General features: G+C 73.0%; 14 protein-coding genes. 8 read left to right on the top strand and 6 right to left on the bottom strand.

All coding sequences use genetic code 11. From position 1 onward, the window contains the following. Positions 1 to 25: 25 nt before the first annotated feature. Complete coding sequence (locus H3C53_02615; protein ID MBW7915570.1) at positions 26 to 1528, bottom strand: hypothetical protein; 1503 nt, start codon at positions 1526 to 1528, stop codon at positions 26 to 28. A 107-nt stretch (positions 1529 to 1635) separates the two neighbouring features. On the opposite strand from H3C53_02615, the gene H3C53_02610 reads away from it, so the two are divergent. The 4 genes from H3C53_02610 (at position 1636) to H3C53_02595 (ending at position 8192) form a co-directional block, all read left to right on the top strand. Continuing rightward, complete coding sequence (locus tag H3C53_02610; protein ID MBW7915569.1) at positions 1636 to 2691, top strand: Mrp/NBP35 family ATP-binding protein; 1056 nt, start codon at positions 1636 to 1638, stop codon at positions 2689 to 2691. 361 nt (positions 2692 to 3052) lie between these two features. Next, positions 3053 to 5701 carry a valine--tRNA ligase gene (locus tag H3C53_02605; GenBank protein MBW7915568.1) on the top strand — a complete coding sequence of 883 codons (2649 nt, stop codon included), beginning with the start codon at positions 3053 to 3055 and terminating at the stop codon, positions 5699 to 5701. 17 nt (positions 5702 to 5718) lie between these two features. Further along, positions 5719 to 7236, top strand: a complete 1518-nt coding sequence (gene hutH / locus H3C53_02600) for a histidine ammonia-lyase (protein MBW7915567.1) — start codon at positions 5719 to 5721, stop codon at positions 7234 to 7236. Continuing rightward, positions 7233 to 8192 carry an arginase family protein gene (locus H3C53_02595; GenBank protein MBW7915566.1) on the top strand — a complete coding sequence of 320 codons (960 nt, stop codon included), beginning with the start codon at positions 7233 to 7235 and terminating at the stop codon, positions 8190 to 8192. Before hutH ends, H3C53_02595 begins: the two co-directional genes overlap by 4 nt. 10 nt (positions 8193 to 8202) lie before the next feature. Here the strand turns inward: H3C53_02595 and hutI are convergent, their stop codons facing one another. Together hutI and hutU are read right to left on the bottom strand one after the other, a co-directional pair. After that, a complete protein-coding gene (hutI, locus tag H3C53_02590; GenBank protein ID MBW7915565.1) occupies positions 8203 to 9330 on the bottom strand; it encodes an imidazolonepropionase in 1128 nt (375 codons plus the stop codon). A gap of 80 nt (positions 9331 to 9410) precedes the next feature. Then, a complete protein-coding gene (gene hutU, locus H3C53_02585; GenBank protein MBW7915564.1) occupies positions 9411 to 11093 on the bottom strand; it encodes a urocanate hydratase in 1683 nt (560 codons plus the stop codon). 170 nt (positions 11094 to 11263) lie between these two features. On the opposite strand from hutU, the gene H3C53_02580 reads away from it, so the two are divergent. The 4 genes from H3C53_02580 to pstB are packed head-to-tail and all read left to right on the top strand — an operon-like array spanning position 11264 to position 15112. After that, positions 11264 to 12163 (top strand): PstS family phosphate ABC transporter substrate-binding protein, encoded by a 900-nt coding sequence (locus H3C53_02580; GenBank protein ID MBW7915563.1) that lies wholly within the window; start codon positions 11264 to 11266, stop codon positions 12161 to 12163. Between the two features lie 32 nt (positions 12164 to 12195). Further along, positions 12196 to 13092, top strand: coding sequence for a phosphate ABC transporter permease subunit PstC (gene pstC / locus H3C53_02575; protein MBW7915562.1), 897 nt, complete (start codon positions 12196 to 12198; stop codon positions 13090 to 13092). After that, complete coding sequence (gene pstA / locus H3C53_02570) at positions 13089 to 14285, top strand: phosphate ABC transporter permease PstA (protein ID MBW7915561.1); 1197 nt, start codon at positions 13089 to 13091, stop codon at positions 14283 to 14285. Before pstC ends, pstA begins: the two co-directional genes overlap by 4 nt. Positions 14286 to 14305: 20 nt before the next feature. After that, positions 14306 to 15112, top strand: a complete 807-nt coding sequence (gene pstB, locus H3C53_02565) for a phosphate ABC transporter ATP-binding protein (GenBank protein ID MBW7915560.1) — start codon at positions 14306 to 14308, stop codon at positions 15110 to 15112. Between the two features lie 37 nt (positions 15113 to 15149). Here pstB and H3C53_02560 read toward each other — a convergent pair whose 3' ends face one another. From H3C53_02560 to H3C53_02550, 3 genes are all read right to left on the bottom strand, one after another. Further along, positions 15150 to 15773, bottom strand: coding sequence for an aminoacyl-tRNA hydrolase (locus tag H3C53_02560; GenBank protein ID MBW7915559.1), 624 nt, complete (start codon positions 15771 to 15773; stop codon positions 15150 to 15152). Positions 15774 to 15781: 8 nt separating this feature from the next. Further along, on the bottom strand, positions 15782 to 16399 hold the full coding sequence (locus H3C53_02555; protein MBW7915558.1) for a 50S ribosomal protein L25: 618 nt from the start codon (positions 16397 to 16399) through the stop codon (positions 15782 to 15784). Between the two features lie 92 nt (positions 16400 to 16491). Further along, positions 16492 to 17436 carry a ribose-phosphate pyrophosphokinase gene (locus H3C53_02550; protein MBW7915557.1) on the bottom strand — a complete coding sequence of 315 codons (945 nt, stop codon included), beginning with the start codon at positions 17434 to 17436 and terminating at the stop codon, positions 16492 to 16494. Positions 17437 to 17661: the final 225 nt, after the last annotated feature.

Here is a 17661-nt window from a genome sequence, read left to right as displayed (position 1 = left end):
CCCTGGCCGGCGCGGGCGCCGGTCGTCACGGCGCCGTCTGTCCCGGCTCCGGGAAGTCGAGGGTGATGACGGACTCGTCCGGCACGCGCAGCGTCACGCTCGTGCTGGAGCGGCCCTGGAACTGGGCGTGGACGACCCAGACCCCGTTGGCGTCGAACGCCACGCGGCGCGGCACCGAACCGATGATCGTGCCGGGCGAGTAGAGGGAGCCGTCCGGGCTCCTGTCGACCACCAGGCTCACCGGCGGCAGGTTGCCGGGCGTGACGCGCACGTCGACCAGGTGACGCACCGTGGCGGCCTCCACGTTGCCGAGGCCGGAGGAGCGCTGCGCCCGCAGCGCGAGGAAGCTGCCGAGCACGACGGCGAGTAGCAGCAGCAGTAGCAGCGCGGGGCCGCGCCACGACCGGCGCCCCTGGCGGCGGTCGGCCTCGTCGCCAACGCGGATCGGGGCCGGCCGCAGCGCCTCGTCGAGGCTCCCGGCGCGGTAGGTGGCGCCCGGCGGCAGGTTCTTGACGAACCCGCCGTCGGACGGGGCGGGGGTGCTGGGTCCGGTCCTGAGCACGGTGCCGCCGGGGTCGCTATGGAGCGTGATCGGGTCCGGTTCGGCCGCCGGTTGGGTGGGCGCCGGGGGCGCGCCAACCGAGGGCGCGCCCACCGGGGGCGCGTCGCGCGGTGCCGCGACCTCGTCGGCGTAGACGCTCGGGTCGACGCGCATGTCGGTGCGGGTGGCGGAGACGCTCGGCGGGGCGCCCATGGTGCCGACCACGTCGTGAGGGTCGAAGTCGACGCCGGCCACGGGCGTGGCGGGCGGCACGGTGAACTCGAGCGCGTCGAGGTCGAGTGGGCCGCCCTCGGTCGGGTGCTGCTGCTTCGGGGCCACGGGCAGGACGATGTCGCCGAAGCCCGCCGACGGGACCTTCACGGCGCCGCCCGCGAGCCGCCGGACGACGGCCTGCAGCCCGGCGGCGTCCGTGGCGCTCGTGCCGGCGGTCGCCGCCTTGAGCGCCGCGGCGACCTCGGAACTGATCCCCTTCACGCCCAGCTCCAGGAGCGCGGCCGCCGCCTGCCGCAGGTCCTTGCGCAGCGCGAGGTTGAGCGCCTGGCCGGCCGCGGCAGGGAGGTCGGCCTGCCACGGCACGCCGTACCCCTCGAGGTACAGGCGCCGCTCGGCCCAAAGGAAGCGCCCGGCGTGCAGGTCGCCGTGAGCCAGGCCGCGGGCGGCCGCGTCGCGGAGGATGGTCAGGGCCTGGAGCACGAAGTGGTCGTCGACCACCGCCTCGCCGGGGGCCACCAGGGTGGCGTCGCTCGGGTAGGCAACCACGAGCGTGCCGCGCTCCCCGTCGACCCAGGCCGCCACCGGCGTCGGGACGCCCGCGATCGCCTGCGCGCCCTGCCTGAGGCGCGGCGCCCCCGGGAAGTCGTAGATGAGGACCGCCAGGCCGGTGACGACGTCGACGCCCAGGCTCGTGACGATGCCGCCGTCGCTCCTGAGTCGCTCGCTGCGTTGAAAACGCCCGGCTTGATCCACGCCATGCGAGTATAGCCAGGCGACGAGGGCGTCACAAGGCGTTGGCCGGCGTTGGTCACGGTACGTGCACGCGGGCGCGCGGTGCGTTGGTACGCTTAACCTTACGTATGGCAGTCACCCGCGAACGCGTACTCGAGGCCCTGAAGGGCGTCAACGACCCGGAGCTCCACCAAGACCTCGTCACGCTCGGCATGGTCGACAGCGTGGAGGTGAGTGACGACACCGTCAAGCTCGAGGTCACCCTCACCACCCCGGCCTGCCCGATGAAGGCCAAGATCGAGCAGGACATCAGGGCCGCCATCAAGAAGGACCTGGGCGTCGACAAGGTCGAGCTGACCTTCGGCTCGGTCGTGAGGGGTCCCACGCAGATGCCGCTCCCCGGCGTGCGCAACGTCATCGCCGTCGGTTCGGGCAAGGGGGGCGTCGGCAAGTCGACCATGGCCGCCAACCTCGCCGCCTCGCTCAGCCTCGAGGGGGCGCTCGTGGGCCTGCTCGACGCCGACATCTACGGCCCCAGCCAGGGCAAGATGTACGGCGTCGAGGGCAAGCGCCTCATGGCCGACGACGAGAAGCACATCCTGCCCCTTCGCAACCACGGCGTGAAGGTCATCTCGATCGCCAACCTCGTCGAGGACGGCCAGGCGCTCACCTGGCGCGGCCCTATCCTGCACGGCACGTTGACTCAGCTCCTCAAGCAGACCGTGTGGGGCGAACTCGATTACCTCGTGGTCGACCTCCCGCCCGGCACCGGCGACGTGCAGCTGTCGTTGTCGCAGCTCGTGCCCGTCACGGGCATGGTGCTCGTCACCACCCCGCAGGACATGGCGCTCGTCGACGTGCGCCGCGCCTACACCATGGCGCGCAAGACGCACATACCCGTCCTGGGGGTCATCGAGAACATGAGCTACTACGCCCTTCCCGACGGCACGAAGGACCACATCTTCGGCGAGGGGGGCGCGGAGCGGTGGGCGGCGTCCGAGAACCTGCCCCTGTTGGGCCAGGTACCCATCACGCGGGCGCTGCGGGAGAGCGGCGACAGCGGCACGCCGCTGGTGGTGTCGCACCCCGACGACCCCAGCGCCGTCGAGCTCCGCCGCGCCACGCGGCGCATGGCGGGTCAGGTGAGCATCCAGTCCGTGAACAGCCTGCCCATGGTCGGCTGAACGGCCCCGCGCCGCGGTGCTATCATCCGAGTGGCGGGAGGAGTAGGCGCCGACCGCACCTGACAGAGAGCCCGAGCCGGCGTCGCCGGGTGCGAGCCCGGGCGAGGTGCAGCGCAGAACGTCGCCCGCCGGCGCCCCGGACGGGGCGCGCGTGGGGAGGAAACCCGATAGGCGCGAGCCCCCGGGCAGTAGAACCCCCGCTTGCCGCCGCGATAGTGCGGACGATCGAGTGCCCCTCGCGCGCGAGGGGAACTGCGGTGGTACCGCGGGGTAGTCGCCTCGTCCGCAGTCGCCGGACGGGGCCGCGTCGTCGCTGCGGCGCCTCCGGCGGGCGCGCAGAGCGCCGTGACCGGAGGCTGGGATGAACCCTACGCAAGCCCATCGAGCAGGAGCAGAGTTGCCGAGCCGCTACGACCCCGGCGCGCTGGAGGCGCCGTGGGTGAGGCGCTGGGCCAGGGAGCCGTTCGCGGCGGACCCGGCGAGCGGCAAGGAGCCGTTCTGCATCGTCATGCCGCCCCCGAACGTGACCGGCAACCTGCACCTGGGGCACGCCTTCGACAACACCATCATCGACGTGCTCATCCGCTTCAAGCGGATGCAGGGTTTCGAGGCGCTGTTCCAACCGGGCACCGACCACGCGGGCATCAGCACCCAGGTCGTGGTCGAACGCGCGCTCCGTGACGAGGGCACGAGCCGGCTCGAACTCGGTCGCGAGCGCTTCCTGGAACGGGTTTGGGACTGGAAGGAGCGCTACGGCGGGATCATCTTCGAGCAGCTGCAACGCCTGGGCGTGAGCGCCGACTGGACCCGCACGCGCTTCACCATGGACGACGGGTTGTCGCGGGCCGTGAGGCGGCAGTTCGTCGAGCTCTACCACAAGGGCCTCGTCTACCGGGGCGAACGCATCGTGAACTGGGACCCGGTCAGCCGAACGGTGCTGTCCGACCTCGAGGTCGACCGCGAGGAGCGCCCCGGCAAGCTCTACGAGCTCGCCTACCCGCTCGATGGGGGCGGTGAGGTGGTGATCGCGACGGTGCGTCCCGAGACGATCTTCGCCGACGTCGCCATCGCCCTCAACCCGGCAGACCCGCGGGTTGGGGAGCTGGTGGGGCGGCGCGCGCGCATCCCGCTCACCGACCGGCTCGTGCCGATCATCGCGGACGAGGCGGTGGAGCTCGGCTTCGGGACCGGCGCGCTCAAGATCACGCCGGCTCACGACCTGACGGACTTCGAGATCGGGGAGCGCCACGGCCTGCCGCGCCCCAGCGTCATCGACCAGGACGCCCGGCTCGCCTCCGAGCTGGTGCCCGAGCCGTACCGCGGCCTCGACCGCTTCGTGGCGCGGGAAGCCGTGGTTGCCGACCTGGCTGCCGCAGGGCACCTGCGGGCCACCCGCGACCACACGGTCGCCCTGGGCCTGTCGCAACGCACCGGCGAACCCGTGGAGCCCCTACTCTCCCTGCAATGGTTCTACGACACGGACGCCATCGCCAGTCGCGTGCTGGCCGCGCTGGAGGCCGGCGAGGTCCGCGTGCACCCGGAACGCTACGCCAAGGTCAACCGGGACTGGCTGCACAAGCTGCGGCACTGGACCATCTCGCGCCAGCTCTGGTGGGGCCACCGCATCCCGGCCTGGTACGACGCGGACGGCGCCGTGTACGTGCCGCCCCTCGACCGGCCCGACCTCGACCCGCCGGACGACCCGCGCTACGCCGGGCTCGCCCTGCGCCAGGACGAGGACGTGTTCGACACCTGGTTCTCGTCCAACCTGTGGCCGTTCAGCACCCTCGGATGGCCCGACGAGGCCGACCCGTTCTACCGCACCTTCTACCCGACGAGCGTCCTGGTGACCGGCTACGACATCCTCTTCTTCTGGGTGGCCCGCATGGAGATCGCCGGCTACCAGTTCACCGGGCGAGGCCCCTTCAGCGACGTCGTGCTGCACGGCCTGGTGCTCGACGCCGACGGCCAGAAGATGTCGAAATCGAAGGGCAACGGCATCGACCCGCTCACGGTCATCGCCGAGCACGGTGCCGACGCGCTGCGCTTCGCGATGGGCCACGTGAGCACAGGCGGGCAGGACGTGCGCTGGGACGACAGGCGCGTCGAGATGGGCCGCAACTACGCCACCAAGCTGTGGAACGCCGCGCGCTTCGCGCTCCTCAACCTGCGCGGCGACGAGGTCGACACCCCACCAGTGCGGCTCGCCGACAGGTGGATATCGAGCCGGCTCGAGCGCACCGTGGCCGCGGTGACGGAGGCGCTGGAGGCGTTCGACCTGGGCGCCGCCACGCGGCTCCTCTACGACTTCACGTGGTCCGAGTTCTGCGACTGGTACCTCGAGGCGAGCAAGCCGGCGCTCAAGGAGGGCGACCCGACCACCCGCGCCACCCTGAGGCGCGTGCTGGAGGCCATCCTCGCCCTGCAGCACCCCCTGATGCCGTTCGTCACCTCCGAGCTGTACCAGGCGCTCGGTCACGCGGAGCAGCTGGCGCTGGCGCCGTGGCCGACGGGCGCCGCCGACCGCCTCGACGACGGGGCCGAGGCCGACTTCGCGCGGCTGCAGGCCGCCGTCGGCGCCGTGCGCAGCCTACGCGGCGAGGCGGACCTGGCCCCAACGGCCGTGATAACCGTGGCGCTCACGGGCGAGGGCGCCGCGCTCGTCGCGGGGGAGGCCGAGGTGTTCGAGAGCCTGGCGCGGGCGCGCCTCGCCGCCGGGCCGGCGGTCGGTCCGACCATCAGCCTGGCGCTGCCCGGGCTGTCGGTCAGCCTCCCCCTCGGCGGTCAGGTCGACGTGACCGAGTACCGCGCGCGGCAGGAGCGGCGCCTCGCCAAGCTCGAGGAGGACCTCGAGCGCTCCCGCAAGAAGCTGGCGAACGCGCGCTTCGTGGCCGCGGCGCCCGCCGAAGTGGTCGAGGAGGAGCGGCGCCGAGTGGCGGAGCGGACGGAGGTGAGCGCCAGGCTGCGCGAGGTGTTGGCGCAGATCGGCGCGGAGGGAGCGGCGGGGTGAGCGTCACGCCGTTCGCCCTGGGGTCGGAACTGACGCCACAGGCGCTGGAGCGCGTGGCGCGGCACGGTGGTGCCGTCACGCTGGGCAGCACCGCGCGCGAGCGGCTGGCGCGCAACCGCGCGTACGTCGACGAGCTCCTGGCCCGGGGCGACACCGTCTACGGCGTGACGACGGGCTTCGGACGCTTCGCCGCAACGCGCATCGCGCAGGGCGACGTCGTCGCCCTGCAGCGCAACCTGCTGCTATCTCACGCGGTCGGCGTCGGGGAGGCGTTACCCACCGACGTGGTGCGCGCCATGCTCCTCCTGCGCGCCCAGTCGCTGGCCCTGGGCGCCTCCGGCGTCCGGCCGGAGGTGGTCGAGCTCCTGGCCGCCCTGCTCGAGCGGGGCGTCCACCCGGTGATCCCGGCCCAGGGCAGCGTCGGCGCGTCGGGCGACCTCGCCCCCCTCGCGCACATGGCGCTGGTGCTGATAGGCGAGGGGGAGGCCGAGGTCGGCGGCGACCACCTCCCGGGCCGCGCCGCGTTGGCGCGGGTGGGTCTCGCCCCGCTGGAGCTGGCCGCCAAGGAGGGCCTTGCCCTCATCAACGGCACCCAGCTGATGACGGCGCACCTGGTCCTGGCGCTCCTCGACGCCGAGCGCCTCGCCCGCGTCGCCGACGTCGCGGCCGCCGCCACCGTGGAGGCGTTGCTGGGGAGCCACGCGCCGTTCCGCGAGGCGGTCACGCGCCTGCGACCGCACCCAGGGGCCGTCGCCGTGGCGGCGAACATGCGCGCGCTCCTCGCCGACTCGGAGGTCGTCCTCTCCCACGCGGACTGCGACCGCGTCCAGGACCCGTACTCCCTGCGCGCCGTCCCGCAGGTGCACGGCGCGTCGCGCGACGCCCTGGCCCACGTCCGCGCCGTCGTCGAGGTCGAGTTGCGCTCCGTCACGGACAACCCGCTCGTCGTGACGGCGGGCGAGACCGCCGAGGTGATCAGCGCCGGCAACTTCCACGGGCAGCCGCTGGCGCTGGCGGCCGACTACGCCGCCATCGCGTTGGCGGAGCTCGGCAACGTCTCGGAGCGCCGCGTCGAGCAGCTCGTGAACCCCGCCCTGTCGGGGTTGCCCGGCTTCCTTACGGAGCACGGCGGCCTCAACTCCGGCCTCATGGTGGCGCAGTACACGGCCGCCGCGCTCGTGAGCGAGAACAAGGTGCTCGCGCACCCTGCGTCGGTCGACTCGATACCGACGAGCGCCAACCAGGAGGACCACGTGTCGATGGGCGCGCACGCCGCCCGCAAGCTCGTCGCGGTGCTGCGCAACGTCCGCTACGTGCTGGCGGTGGAGCTCATGGCGGCCGCGCAGGGCGTCGACTTCCGGGCGCCGCTCAGGCCGGGCCGCGGCGTCGCCGCCGCGCACGCCCGCCTGCGGGAGCTCGTGCCACACCTTGGGCCGGATCGCTACCTCAAGCCCGACCTCGAGGCCGTGCACGGGGCGGTGGTCGACGGCAGCCTGCTGGCGGCCGTGGAGGCCGCCGGCGTGGAGCTCCGGTGACCGGTAGGGCGCGCCACCTCGAGCTGCCGTTCACCGGCCCGGCGACGTTCTTCAAGGCCGAGCAGCGGTCGCTTACGAGCCTCGCGGCCGGCGACTTCCACGTCGGCGTGCTGGGCGTCCCCTACGACTTCGCGGTCGGCTTCCGGCCGGGCGCGCGCTTCGGGCCGGCGGCCGTGAGGAGCGCCACGGGCCGCTACGCGGTGGGGCCCGCCGGCTACTACGACTTCGAGTCGGACGCCCACCGGCTGGTCGGCGCCGCGCTGGTCGACGCGGGCGACGTCGACGTGGCGCAGCTCGAGACGGGGGAGAGCCTCGCGCGGGTGGAGGCCGCCGCCGCGGCGCTCCGCGCCGCCGTGGAGCTGCCCGTCTTCGTGGGGGGCGATCACTCCATGAGCTACCCGCTGCTGCGCGCCTACGGCGACGTGCCGCGCCTCCACGTGGTGCAGCTCGACGCGCACCTCGACTACTCGGCGCAGCGCAACGCCACGCGCTACGCCAACTCGAGCCCGTTCCGGCGGGCGGTGGAGGCGCTGCCCGGCTTGGTCAAGATCACGACCATCGGCCTGCGGGGGGTGCGCGCCGACTCCGAGGCGTTCGCGGCCGCCAGGGCGCGCGGCCACGAGCTGGTGAGCGCCCGCGCCGTCCGCGCCGACCTCGCCGCCGTCATCGAGCGCCTGCCGCGCGGCGAGAGTGTCTACCTCAGCGTGGACGTCGATGCGCTGGACGCCGCCGAGCTGCCAGGCACGGGTAGCCCGGAACCCGAGGGGTTGACGTACGGCCAGGTGCGCGACCTGGTGGCGGCCACGGCCCGCCGCAACCGCCTCGTCGGCGTCGACCTCATGGAGCTCGCGCCCGACCTCGACCCCACGGGTCGCAGCGCCCTGCTCGCCGCTCGGCTCCTCGCCGAGACGCTGGTGGCGTGGTGGGAGGCGCGCGGCGGCGGGTCGCAGGCGTGAGCGCCGGCCCTCAACCGTCCTTGCGCCACACGGTCTGTCCGCCTATCACCATCTCCTTGAGCGACGGCGCCCCCCACGTGTAGAACGGCGTGAGCGCCCTCGGCGAGTCGACGACGAGGTAGTCGGCCACCGAGCCGGGCTCGAGCCTGCCCCAACTTGGCCGGCCGAGAGCCGCTGCGGCGTTGGCCGTACCCGCCACGAGCACGTCCTCCACGCTCATCCCCAGCGTGGCGACGGCGAGCTGCAGCGCGGGCAGCAGGCCGTACACGGGCGCCGACCCGGGGTTGTGGTCGGACGCCAGGGCGACCCTCACCCCGCTCGCCCTCACGACCTCGCGCGGCGGCGGCGACCGCTTGAGGAGCAACGCCGCGACGGGCAGGAACGTCGCGACGGTCCCGGCTCCGGCCATCGCCGCCAGGTCGCCCTCCGTGGCGAGTTCCAGGTGATCGGCGGACAGGCCGCCGAGCTCGGCGACGAGCCGCGCGGCGCCCGTGTGAGTGAGCTGCTCCGCGTGCGCCTTCACGGGCAGGCCGAGGGTCAGGGCGGCCTCGAGGATGCGCCGCGACTCGGCCAGCGTGAACGCCCCCTCGTCGCAGAAGACGTCCACGGCGTCGGCCAGCCCCTGGCGCGCCGCCTCGGGCAGCGTCTCGGTCACGAACGCGTCGACGTAGGCGTCTCGCGCCACGCCCAGTTCCGGCACGTGCGCGAGCAGCGTGGTGGTGATGCGCTGAGGCCCCTCCTCGCCGAGGCGTCGCGCCACGCGCAGCATGCGCAGCTCCGCCTCAGTCGTGAGCCCGTAGCCGGACTTCACCTCCATGGCCGTCACGCCGCTCCGCAGGAACGCCCCCGCGCGCCGCCGCGCCGCCAGCAGGAGCGCCGCCTCGGACGCCTCGCGCGTGGCCCTCACGGTGGCGTGGATGCCGTCGCCCGCCGTCAGCGCGGCGGCGTACGACGCCCCGCGGGCCCGCATCAGGTACTCGTCGAGGCGATCGCCCGCCCACACGAGGTGGGTGTGGGAGTCCACGAGCCCAGGGATGACGGCGTTGCCGCCGAGGTCGACCGCCGGCCAGTCGACGTGCTCGCCGCCCAGCGCCGCCTCCTCGCCGACCCACACGACGCTGCCGCCCCGCAGCGCCATGGCGGCACTGCGGATCAGCCGATCGGGTGTGTACAGCTCGCCGATTCCCTTGACGACGGTGCCGTGGGCGGTCGCGTCCGTCACGGCCCGACCTCGTCCGTCACGCCCGGCAGGTCCATGCCGCGCTCCCGCGCGGCGCGCACCGCGACGTCGTAGCCGGCGTCGGCGTGACGCATGACGCCCGTCCCGGGGTCGTTCAACAGCACCCGGGCGATCCGGTCGGCCGCGTCAGCCGAACCGTCGGCCACGCAGACCTGGCCCGCGTGGAGGCTGTACCCCATCCCCACGCCGCCGCCGTGATGGAAGCTCACCCAGCCGGCGCCGCTCACGGCGTTGAGGGCGAAGTTGAGGAGCGCCCAGTCGGCGACCGCGTCGGAGCCGTCACGCATGGCCTCCGTCTCGCGGTAGGGGCTGGCGACGGAGCCGGCGTCCAAGTGGTCGCGGCCTATCACGACCGGCGCTCGCAGCTCCCCATCGGCGACCATCTGGTTGAGGCGCAGCCCCGCGCGGTCGCGCTCGCCGTAGCCGAGCCAGCAGATGCGCGCCGGTAGGCCCTGGAACGCGAACTTGCTCACGCCGTCCGTGAGCCAGCGCCTTAGCCCCTCGTCGTCGGGGAAGAGCTCCAGCATGGCCTCGTCGGTGCGGTGGATGTCGGCCGGGTCGCCCGACAGGGCCGCCCAACGGAACGGGCCGCGCCCCTCGCAGAACTGGTCGCGTATGAAGGCCGGCACGAACCCCGGGTAGGCGAAGGCGTCGCCGAAGCCGCCCTCCAGCGCGAAGGCGCGCAGGTTGTTGCCGTAATCGAACGCCACCGCTCCGGCGCGCTGCAGGTCGACGATGGCGGAGCAGTGCGCGGCCATCGACGCGAGCACGCGGCGCCTGTAGTCGGCGGGGTCGCGCGTCCGCGCTCCGGCGAGGTCCTCGTCTGGCGCGCCGACGGGGCGGTAGCCGAACAGCGGATCGTGAGCGCTCGTCTGGTCGGTGACCAGGTCGACGCGCACACCGCGCCGCACCAGCTCGGGCAACACCTCGGCGGCGTTGCCGAGGAGCCCGACCGACAGTGCGCGCCTCTCGGCGCGCGCCGCCTCGACCCGCGCCAACGCGTCGTCCAGGTCGACGCTCGACTCGTCCAAGTAGCGCGTCTCCAGGCGGCGCTCGATGCGGTGCGGGTCGACCTCCACGACGAGCACGGCGCCGCCGTTGAGGGTGACGGCCAGCGGCTGCGCCCCGCCCATGCCGCCCAGGCCGGCCGTCACCGTCAGGGTGCCGGCCAGCGTGCCGCCGAAGTGGCGCCGCGCCGCGGCGGCGAACGTCTCGAACGTGCCCTGCAGGATGCCCTGCGTGCCGATGTAGATCCAGGAGCCGGCCGTCATCTGGCCGTACATCATCAGACCGGCGGCGTCGAGCCGATCGAACTCCTCCCAGGTGGCCCACTTCGGCACGAGGTTGGAGTTGGCGAGGATGACGCGCGGCGCGGCGGGCACCGTCCTGAACACCCCCACGGGTTTGCCGGATTGGACCAGCAGCGTCTCGTCGTTCTCGAGGCGCTCGAGAGTGGCGACTATCCGCCGGAACGCGTTCCAGTCGCGCGCCGCGCGGCCGCGGCCGCCGTACACGACCAGCTCCTCGGGCGCTTCCGCCACCTCCGGGTCGAGGTTGTTCATCAACATCCGGATGGCGGCCTCCTGTATCCAGCCCTTGGCCGTCCTCACGTTCCCGCGCGCGGCGCGTATCGGCCACGTCGGCGGGGTTCCCGTCACCATGTCGACCTCCTGACCGCTCGCCTGCTGGCACGACTCTAACGCCTCGAGGGGGCTAATGACCTGGCGATGACGTATGTCGGCTACGCTCGCCGCGGGAGGTGGAGGTGGTTAGCGGACCGAAGGCCCTCGTCGCGGCGCTCGCCCTCGCCGGCCTGGCGGCCGCGCAGGGGATGATCCGCGTGGACGGCTCCTCCACGGTGTACCCCATCTCGCTCGCCATGGCCGAGGAGTTCACCATCGAGACGCGCTCGCCCGTGGCCGTCGCCTTCTCGGGCACGGGCGGCGGACTCTCGAAGCTCTGTGCCGGCGAGGTGGACGTCGCCGACGCGAGCCGCGTCGTGCGGCCCAGCGAGCTCGCCGCCTGCGCCCGAGCCGGGATCGCCGTGATCGAGCTGCCCGTCGCGGCCGATGCGATCACGGTGGTGGTGAACGCCGCCAACGACTTCGTCGACTGCCTGACGGTGCCCGAGTTGCGAGCCATCTGGAAGCCCGGTTCGAGCATCACGAACTGGCGCCAGGTCCGGCCGGGCTTCCCGGACGCCGCCATCACGCTCTACGGTCCCGGCGCCGACAGCGGCACCTTCGACTTCTTCACGCACGCCGTCACGGGCGAGGCGGGCGCCATCCGCACCGACTACTTCCCGAGCGAGGACGACAACGTGCTCGTGCTGGGCGTGGAGAGCGACCCGGCGGCCCTCGGCTTCTTCGGCTACGCCTACTACGCCCTCAACTCGAGCCGGCTCAAGGCGGTGGCGGTCGACGCCGGCGGCGGCTGCGTGGCGCCCGCCGCGGCCACCATCGTCTCCAACGCCTACGCGCCCCTTTCGCGGCCGCTATTCATCTACGTGAGCACCCGGTCGCTGGCGAGCAAGCCCCGCCTCGCCGACTTCGTCGCCTTCTACCTGGCGGCGGAGAACCGCGACTACATCGACGAGACGGGCTACGTGGCGTACGCCAACGACGTGTACGCCGCGGTGGCGGCTCGCTTCGCGGCGCGGCGCACCGGCAGCGCCTTCGCGGACTTCCAGCCGGGCGACAGCGTTCTTGACGCCCTGGAGGCGGACGAGTGAGGCCGACCCGGGGACGGCGCGACGGCGCCCTCGTGCTGGCGGCGGGCGAGTTGCGGCGCGAGCGCCTCCTGGGCGGGGCGCTGGCGGCGGCGGCGTGGCTGACCGTGCTGGTCACCGTGGCGGTGGTGGTCGTCCTGGCGAGCGAGACCTTCGCCTTCTTCCGCGATCCGGCGGTGAACGCGCTCGAGTTCTTCACGGGCGCGCGGTGGACGCCCCTCTTCGCCGACAAGCACTTCGGCATCGCGCCGCTCGTTGCCGGCACGCTGCAGGTGACGGCCATCGCCATGTTGGTCGGGGTGCCGCTCGGCATCGGCAGCGCCGTCTACCTGGCGGAGTACGCCTCGCCCGCGACGCGGCGCCGCGTGAAGGGCGCGCTCGAGCTCCTGGCAGGCGTGCCGACGGTCGTCCTCGGCTACTTCGCCCTCCTCTTCGTGACGCCGTGGCTGCAGGGGTTCGTGCCGGGCTTGAAGCTGTTCAACGCCCTGTCGGCCGGGATCGTGATGGGGTTCATGCTCCTCCCGATCGTCTCCTCCCTGGCCACCGACGCCATGTTGGCCGTGCCCCTGGCGTTGCGGGAGGCGGGCTACGGCCTGGGGGCGGGCAAGCTCGACGTGGTGGTGAAGGTCGTGTTGCCCGCCGCCTTCTCGGGCGTGGTGGCGGCCGCGATGCTGGCGTTCTCCCGCGCCGTGGGCGAGACGATGATCGTGACCCTCGCGGCCGGCCAACGCCCGCTCCTGACCCTGGACCCGCGGGAGACGATAGCCACCATGACCTCGTTCATCGTCCAGGCCGCCACGGGAGACCAGGCCGCCGGGTCGACGGCGGCGCGCGCGTTGTACGCCGTCGCGGCCACCCTCTTCGTGATCACGCTGGCGGTGAACGTGGTGGCGCAGGCCTTGGTCGAGCGCTACCGGGAGCGGTACGAGTGATCGGCGGGGGGCGGGGTCGGCTGCTCCGCGGCCGGCTGTTCGGGGCGGGCGCGCTCGCGGCGGCGCTCCTCGGGCTGGCGGTGCTGGCCGCGCTCCTGGTCGACGTGGCGCTCGACACCGTCTCCTGGCAGGTGGTCGAGCCTGCGGGCAGCGGCGAGAGCTTCGCCTTCCTCGACGGCTTCGCGCTAGCGGGAAGCTGGGAGAGGGTGGTGCGCTTGGAGCTCGCGGCGCGGGGCGTGAACCCGGAGGCGGCGGACGCCCTGCTGGCGGACCGGGAGCAGCGCCGCCTCTTCGCGGCCAGGAACCGGGTGCGGCTCATGTGGGCCGTCGACGGCGCGCCCCTCAGGTGGGTGGTCTCGAGCAGCCGCGACCGCCTCGTCCGAGATGAGGGGCTGCTGGCGGGCGCCCGCGCCTACCGCGAGCTCATGGCCGAGGCGGGGCCGGGTCGGCAGCTCTACCTGAACCCGTGGCTCAACCCCGGCTTCCTGAGGCGGTTGCCGTCGCGGACGCCGCTCTTGGCCGGGGTCGGTCCGGCGCTCGCCGGCAGCCTGTGGGTGATCGGCCTGGTGGCGTTGATCGCCGTGCCGCTCGGAGTGGGCGCCGCCGTCTACCTGGAGGAGTACGGCGGCAGGTCGCGGGCGGCCCGGCTGCTCGAGGTCAACCTCCGCAACCTCGCGGGAGTCCCGAGCGTCGTGTACGGCATCTTGGGCCTGACCGTCTTCGTGCGGCTCATGCGACTCGGCCCCGTGGTGCTGGCGGCCGCGCTCACCCTGGCGCTGCTCGTCCTCCCGGTGGTCGTGGTCGCCACAAGGGAGGGCCTGCGGGCGGTGCCGGACTCGCTGCGGCAGGCGGCCTACGGGCTGGGCGCGGCCAAGTCGCAGGTGGTGTTCAAGGTGGTCTTGCCCGCGGCGCGCGCCGGCGTGGTGACCGGGGTGATCCTGGCCGTCGCCCGCGCCATCGGCGAGACGGCGCCGCTCCTGATCATCGGAGCGGCGGCCTTCGTTCCGGGAGTGCCGAGCGGCCCGCTATCGCAGTTCACGGTGCTCCCCATCCAGATCTACTCGTGGGTCGGCGAGAACGACCCGGAGTTCGCTCACCTGGCGTCGGCCGGGATAGTCGTGCTCCTGGTCGTGCTGGCGCTGATGTACGCGGTCGCCGCGAGGCTGCGGCGCGCGCTGGAGAGCAGGGCGTGACGCGCCCGAGAGGGAACGGCGTGGGTCAACCGCCAGCGGAAGAGCACGTGACCGTCAGGACGGACCCGGTGCCGCCGGGCGAGGCCGTGGTGGAGATCGACGGCTTCAGCCTCTGGTACGGCGGCTTCAGGGCGCTCAAGGACGTGTCGCTGGCCGTTCCCCGCAACGCCGTCACGGCCCTCATCGGCGCGTCCGGCTGCGGCAAGAGCTCGCTACTGCGCAGCATCAACCGCATGAACGACCTCGTGGAGGGCGTGCGGACGGAGGGGCGGGTGCGCTACGAGGGGGAGGAGCTGTACGGCGCGGGGGTGGACCCAGTCGCGGTGCGGCGGCGCGTGGGCATGGTGTTCCAGCGGCCCAACCCGTTCCCGAAGTCGATTGCCGACAACGTGACCTTCGGGCCGCGGCTGGCCGGGCGCCGCGGCGACCTCGGCGCGGTGGTAGAGCGTTCGCTCCGGGACGCGGCGCTATGGGAGGAGGTCAAAGGGAAGCTGAAGGGGTCGGCGTTGGGGCTCTCCGGCGGGCAGCAGCAGCGCCTCTGCATCGCCCGCGCGCTCGCGACCGAGCCGCAGGTGCTGCTCATGGACGAGCCCACGAGCGCGCTCGACCCGATCGCGACCGACAGGATAGAGCGCCTGATCGTGGAGCTGAAGGAGCGCTACACCGTGATCATCGTGACCCACAACATGCAGCAGGCGGGGCGCGTCTCCGACCGCACCGCCTTCATGCACCTCGGCACGTTGGTGGAGGAGGGGCCCACCGACCAGATGTTCACGGCGCCAAGGCACGAGCTCACCGAGCGTTACGTGTCCGGCCGCTTCGGGTGACGTCCGCCCGTGGCGCCCCGCGGCGGCCGCCCCCGGGCTAATCCGGAGGTGCCCGCCGCTCCGCCGCCAAGTCCAGCCCGTTGACCTCGTTCATCGCTCGCTCCGTCCCGTGGCGCGCCACGAGCTCGACGGCGTCGGCGGCGCGGGCCACCACCTCGCCGAGGAGCCCCGCCTCCTCCGGCGTGAAGCGGCTCAGCACCCACCCCTCCGTGCTCCACCCCTCCGGCGGGCGACCGACCCCGACCTTGACCCTGGCGAAGTCGGGACCGAGGGCGCGGGCGATGTCGGCGACGCCGCGCTGACCACCGCTGCTGCCGCCGATGCGCACCCGGAGCCGGCCCAACGGCAGGTCGATGTCGTCGTGAACGACCAGCAGCTCCTGCGGCCTCACGCCGTCGCGCGTGGCGGCGCCCTGCACCGCCCTGCCGGAGAGGTTCATGAAGGTGAGCGGCTCCAGCAGCGTCACGGCGGTCGGCCCCAGCGTGCCGGGTGGCAGCTTGGCAACGCGCGCCGACTTCTGGGTCCTGAACGCGCCGCCGTGCCGGCGCGCAAGCTCCTCCACGACGAGGAACCCGGCGTTGTGCCGGGTTCCGGAGTAGCGCGGCCCCGGGTTACCGAGGCCGACCACGAGCTTGACTGCTTGCGAGGACGCCTGGGGCAGCGCCGGCGTCAACCCTCGCCCTGCTCCTCGCCGGCGGCGCCGATGACCTCGGGCTCGGTGGGCGCGGCCTCGGTCTCGGCCTCGTCGGCGACGCGGGGCGGCACGACGGCGGCGATGGAGAGGTCCAGGTCGTCGAGCACGTGCGCCTCGCCGGGGAGGTGCGCCACGAGGTCCCTGACGTGCAGGCTCTCGCCGATGGCCAGGTGACCGACGTCGATCTCGACGTGGTTCGGGATGAAGCGCGGCAGCACCGCGATCTTGACCTCGCGCCGCTGCACGTCGAGCAGCCCGCCCTCGCGCACGCCCACCGGCGTGCCCCGCAGTTCGATGGGGACGTTGACCTCGAGCGGACGGTCGGCGGTGACGGCGTAGAAGTCCACGTGCATCGGCTCGCGGCGGCGCTTGTCCATCTGCACCTGCTTGACCACCACGGAGCGCTCCGTGCCGTCGATGACGAGGTCGATCAGGCTCGAAGTGCCCTGCGCCCGGAACGCCTTGTCGAAGGCGCGCAGCTCGACGGCGATGGGCTCGTTCAACTCCTGGTTGTACACGATGCCGGGCAGCATCCCGGCGCGGCGCAACTGCGCGGCCGTGCCTGGCACGCGCTTCTCGGCATTGAGTCTCATGGATCCTCCAGGGGGCGCGCGGCTTGTCGCTCCGGCGCCCACGCAACTACTGATGCTACTCGGTGCCGGCCCCCACTGTAAAGGTGCGCGGCTCAGCCGCCGAAGAGCGAACTCACCGACACGTGGTCGTGCACGTTGCGGATCGCCTGCGCGAGCAGCGGGGCGACGCTCAGCACGGTGATCCTGTCGTTCGTCTCCTCGAGGGGGATGGTGTCGGTGACGTATATGCCGCTGACGGCCGGGTGGCTGAGCCGCTCGAGAGCCGGCGGCGTGAACACGGCGTGGGTGGCCGCGACGCGCACGTCGGGCTTGGCACCCAACGCCAGCAGCGCCTCGATGCCGCGGCGCATGGTGCCAGCGGTCGAGATCATGTCGTCCATGATGATGGGGCGCTTGCCCTCGACGTCTCCGATGACGTGGGTGACCTCGGTGTCGGTCGGGCTGGTGCGGCGCTTGTAGAGCATCACGAGCGGCAGGTTAAGGAAGTTCGCGAGGCGCCGCGACTCCGTGGCGCGGCCCACGTCCGGCGACACGACCACGCAGTCGGTCAGGTCGAGCGTCTTCAGGTGGTTGCCCAGGATCTTGAGCGCGGTCAGGTGGTCGACGGGGACGTCGAAGAAACCTTGGATCTGGCCGGCGTGCAGGTCGATGGTGATGACGCGGTCCGCGCCGGCGGTCTCCAGCAGGTTGGCGACGAGCTTGGCCGTGATGGGTTCTCGCGCCTGCATCTTCTTGTCCTGCCGCGCGTACCCGAAGTACGGGACGACGGCGTTTATCCGCCACGCGGACGCACGCCGCAGGGCGTCGATGAGCACCAGCAGCTCCATGAGGTGGTGGTTCACGGGTGCGCAGGTGGACTGGATGATGTAGCAGTCGCCGCCGCGCACGCTCTCGTCGATGCTGATGCGCGTCTCGCCGTCAGGGAACTGGGTGACGGTGCCGTGCGCGAGGCTGCCGCCAAGGTGCTCGGCGACCGCACGTGCCAGCGCCGGGTTGGCGTTGCCGCTGAAGAGCTTGACGTCCTCGCCGCTCCTCACCGGGGACCGCCCGGGCGCCGCCGCTGGCGGGAGTTCGGGGCTTCGCCGCCGGGAAGTGGAGGCTGGGAGCTGGGGCTGAGCGTCACTGAACACCTCGCACGGAATCGCCCGCGGCCGGGCGGCGCGGGGCGGCGGCGTCCTGCGCGGCCGCACGCGAGTATACCCAGCGCGGCGCGGTCGGCGGGCCTCAGGGGGGCGGGGCCGTCCTGTCGCCCGCCCCTGCTG

The organism is Trueperaceae bacterium, assembly GCA_019454765.1.
Taxonomy (GTDB): domain Bacteria; phylum Deinococcota; class Deinococci; order Deinococcales; family Trueperaceae; genus JAAYYF01.
The sequence above is the reverse complement of the archived record's forward strand: the minus strand, read 5'-3'. Positions and strand labels throughout refer to the sequence as shown.

What these genes read in the sequence shown, in the direction of transcription:
- H3C53_02610 (MBW7915569.1), top strand. Translation starts at nt 1,636, where the DNA reads ATGGCAGTCACCCGCGAACGCGTACTCGAGGCCCTGAAGGGCGTCAAC.
- H3C53_02605 (MBW7915568.1), top strand. Translation starts at nt 3,053, where the DNA reads ATGAACCCTACGCAAGCCCATCGAGCAGGAGCAGAGTTGCCGAGCCGC.
- hutI (MBW7915565.1), bottom strand. Translation starts at nt 9,330, where the DNA reads ATGGCGCTGCGGGGCGGCAGCGTCGTGTGGGTCGGCGAGGAGGCGGCG.
- hutU (MBW7915564.1), bottom strand. Translation starts at nt 11,093, where the DNA reads ATGGTGACGGGAACCCCGCCGACGTGGCCGATACGCGCCGCGCGCGGG.
- H3C53_02580 (MBW7915563.1), top strand. Translation starts at nt 11,264, where the DNA reads ATGATCCGCGTGGACGGCTCCTCCACGGTGTACCCCATCTCGCTCGCC.
- H3C53_02555 (MBW7915558.1), bottom strand. Translation starts at nt 16,399, where the DNA reads ATGAGACTCAATGCCGAGAAGCGCGTGCCAGGCACGGCCGCGCAGTTG.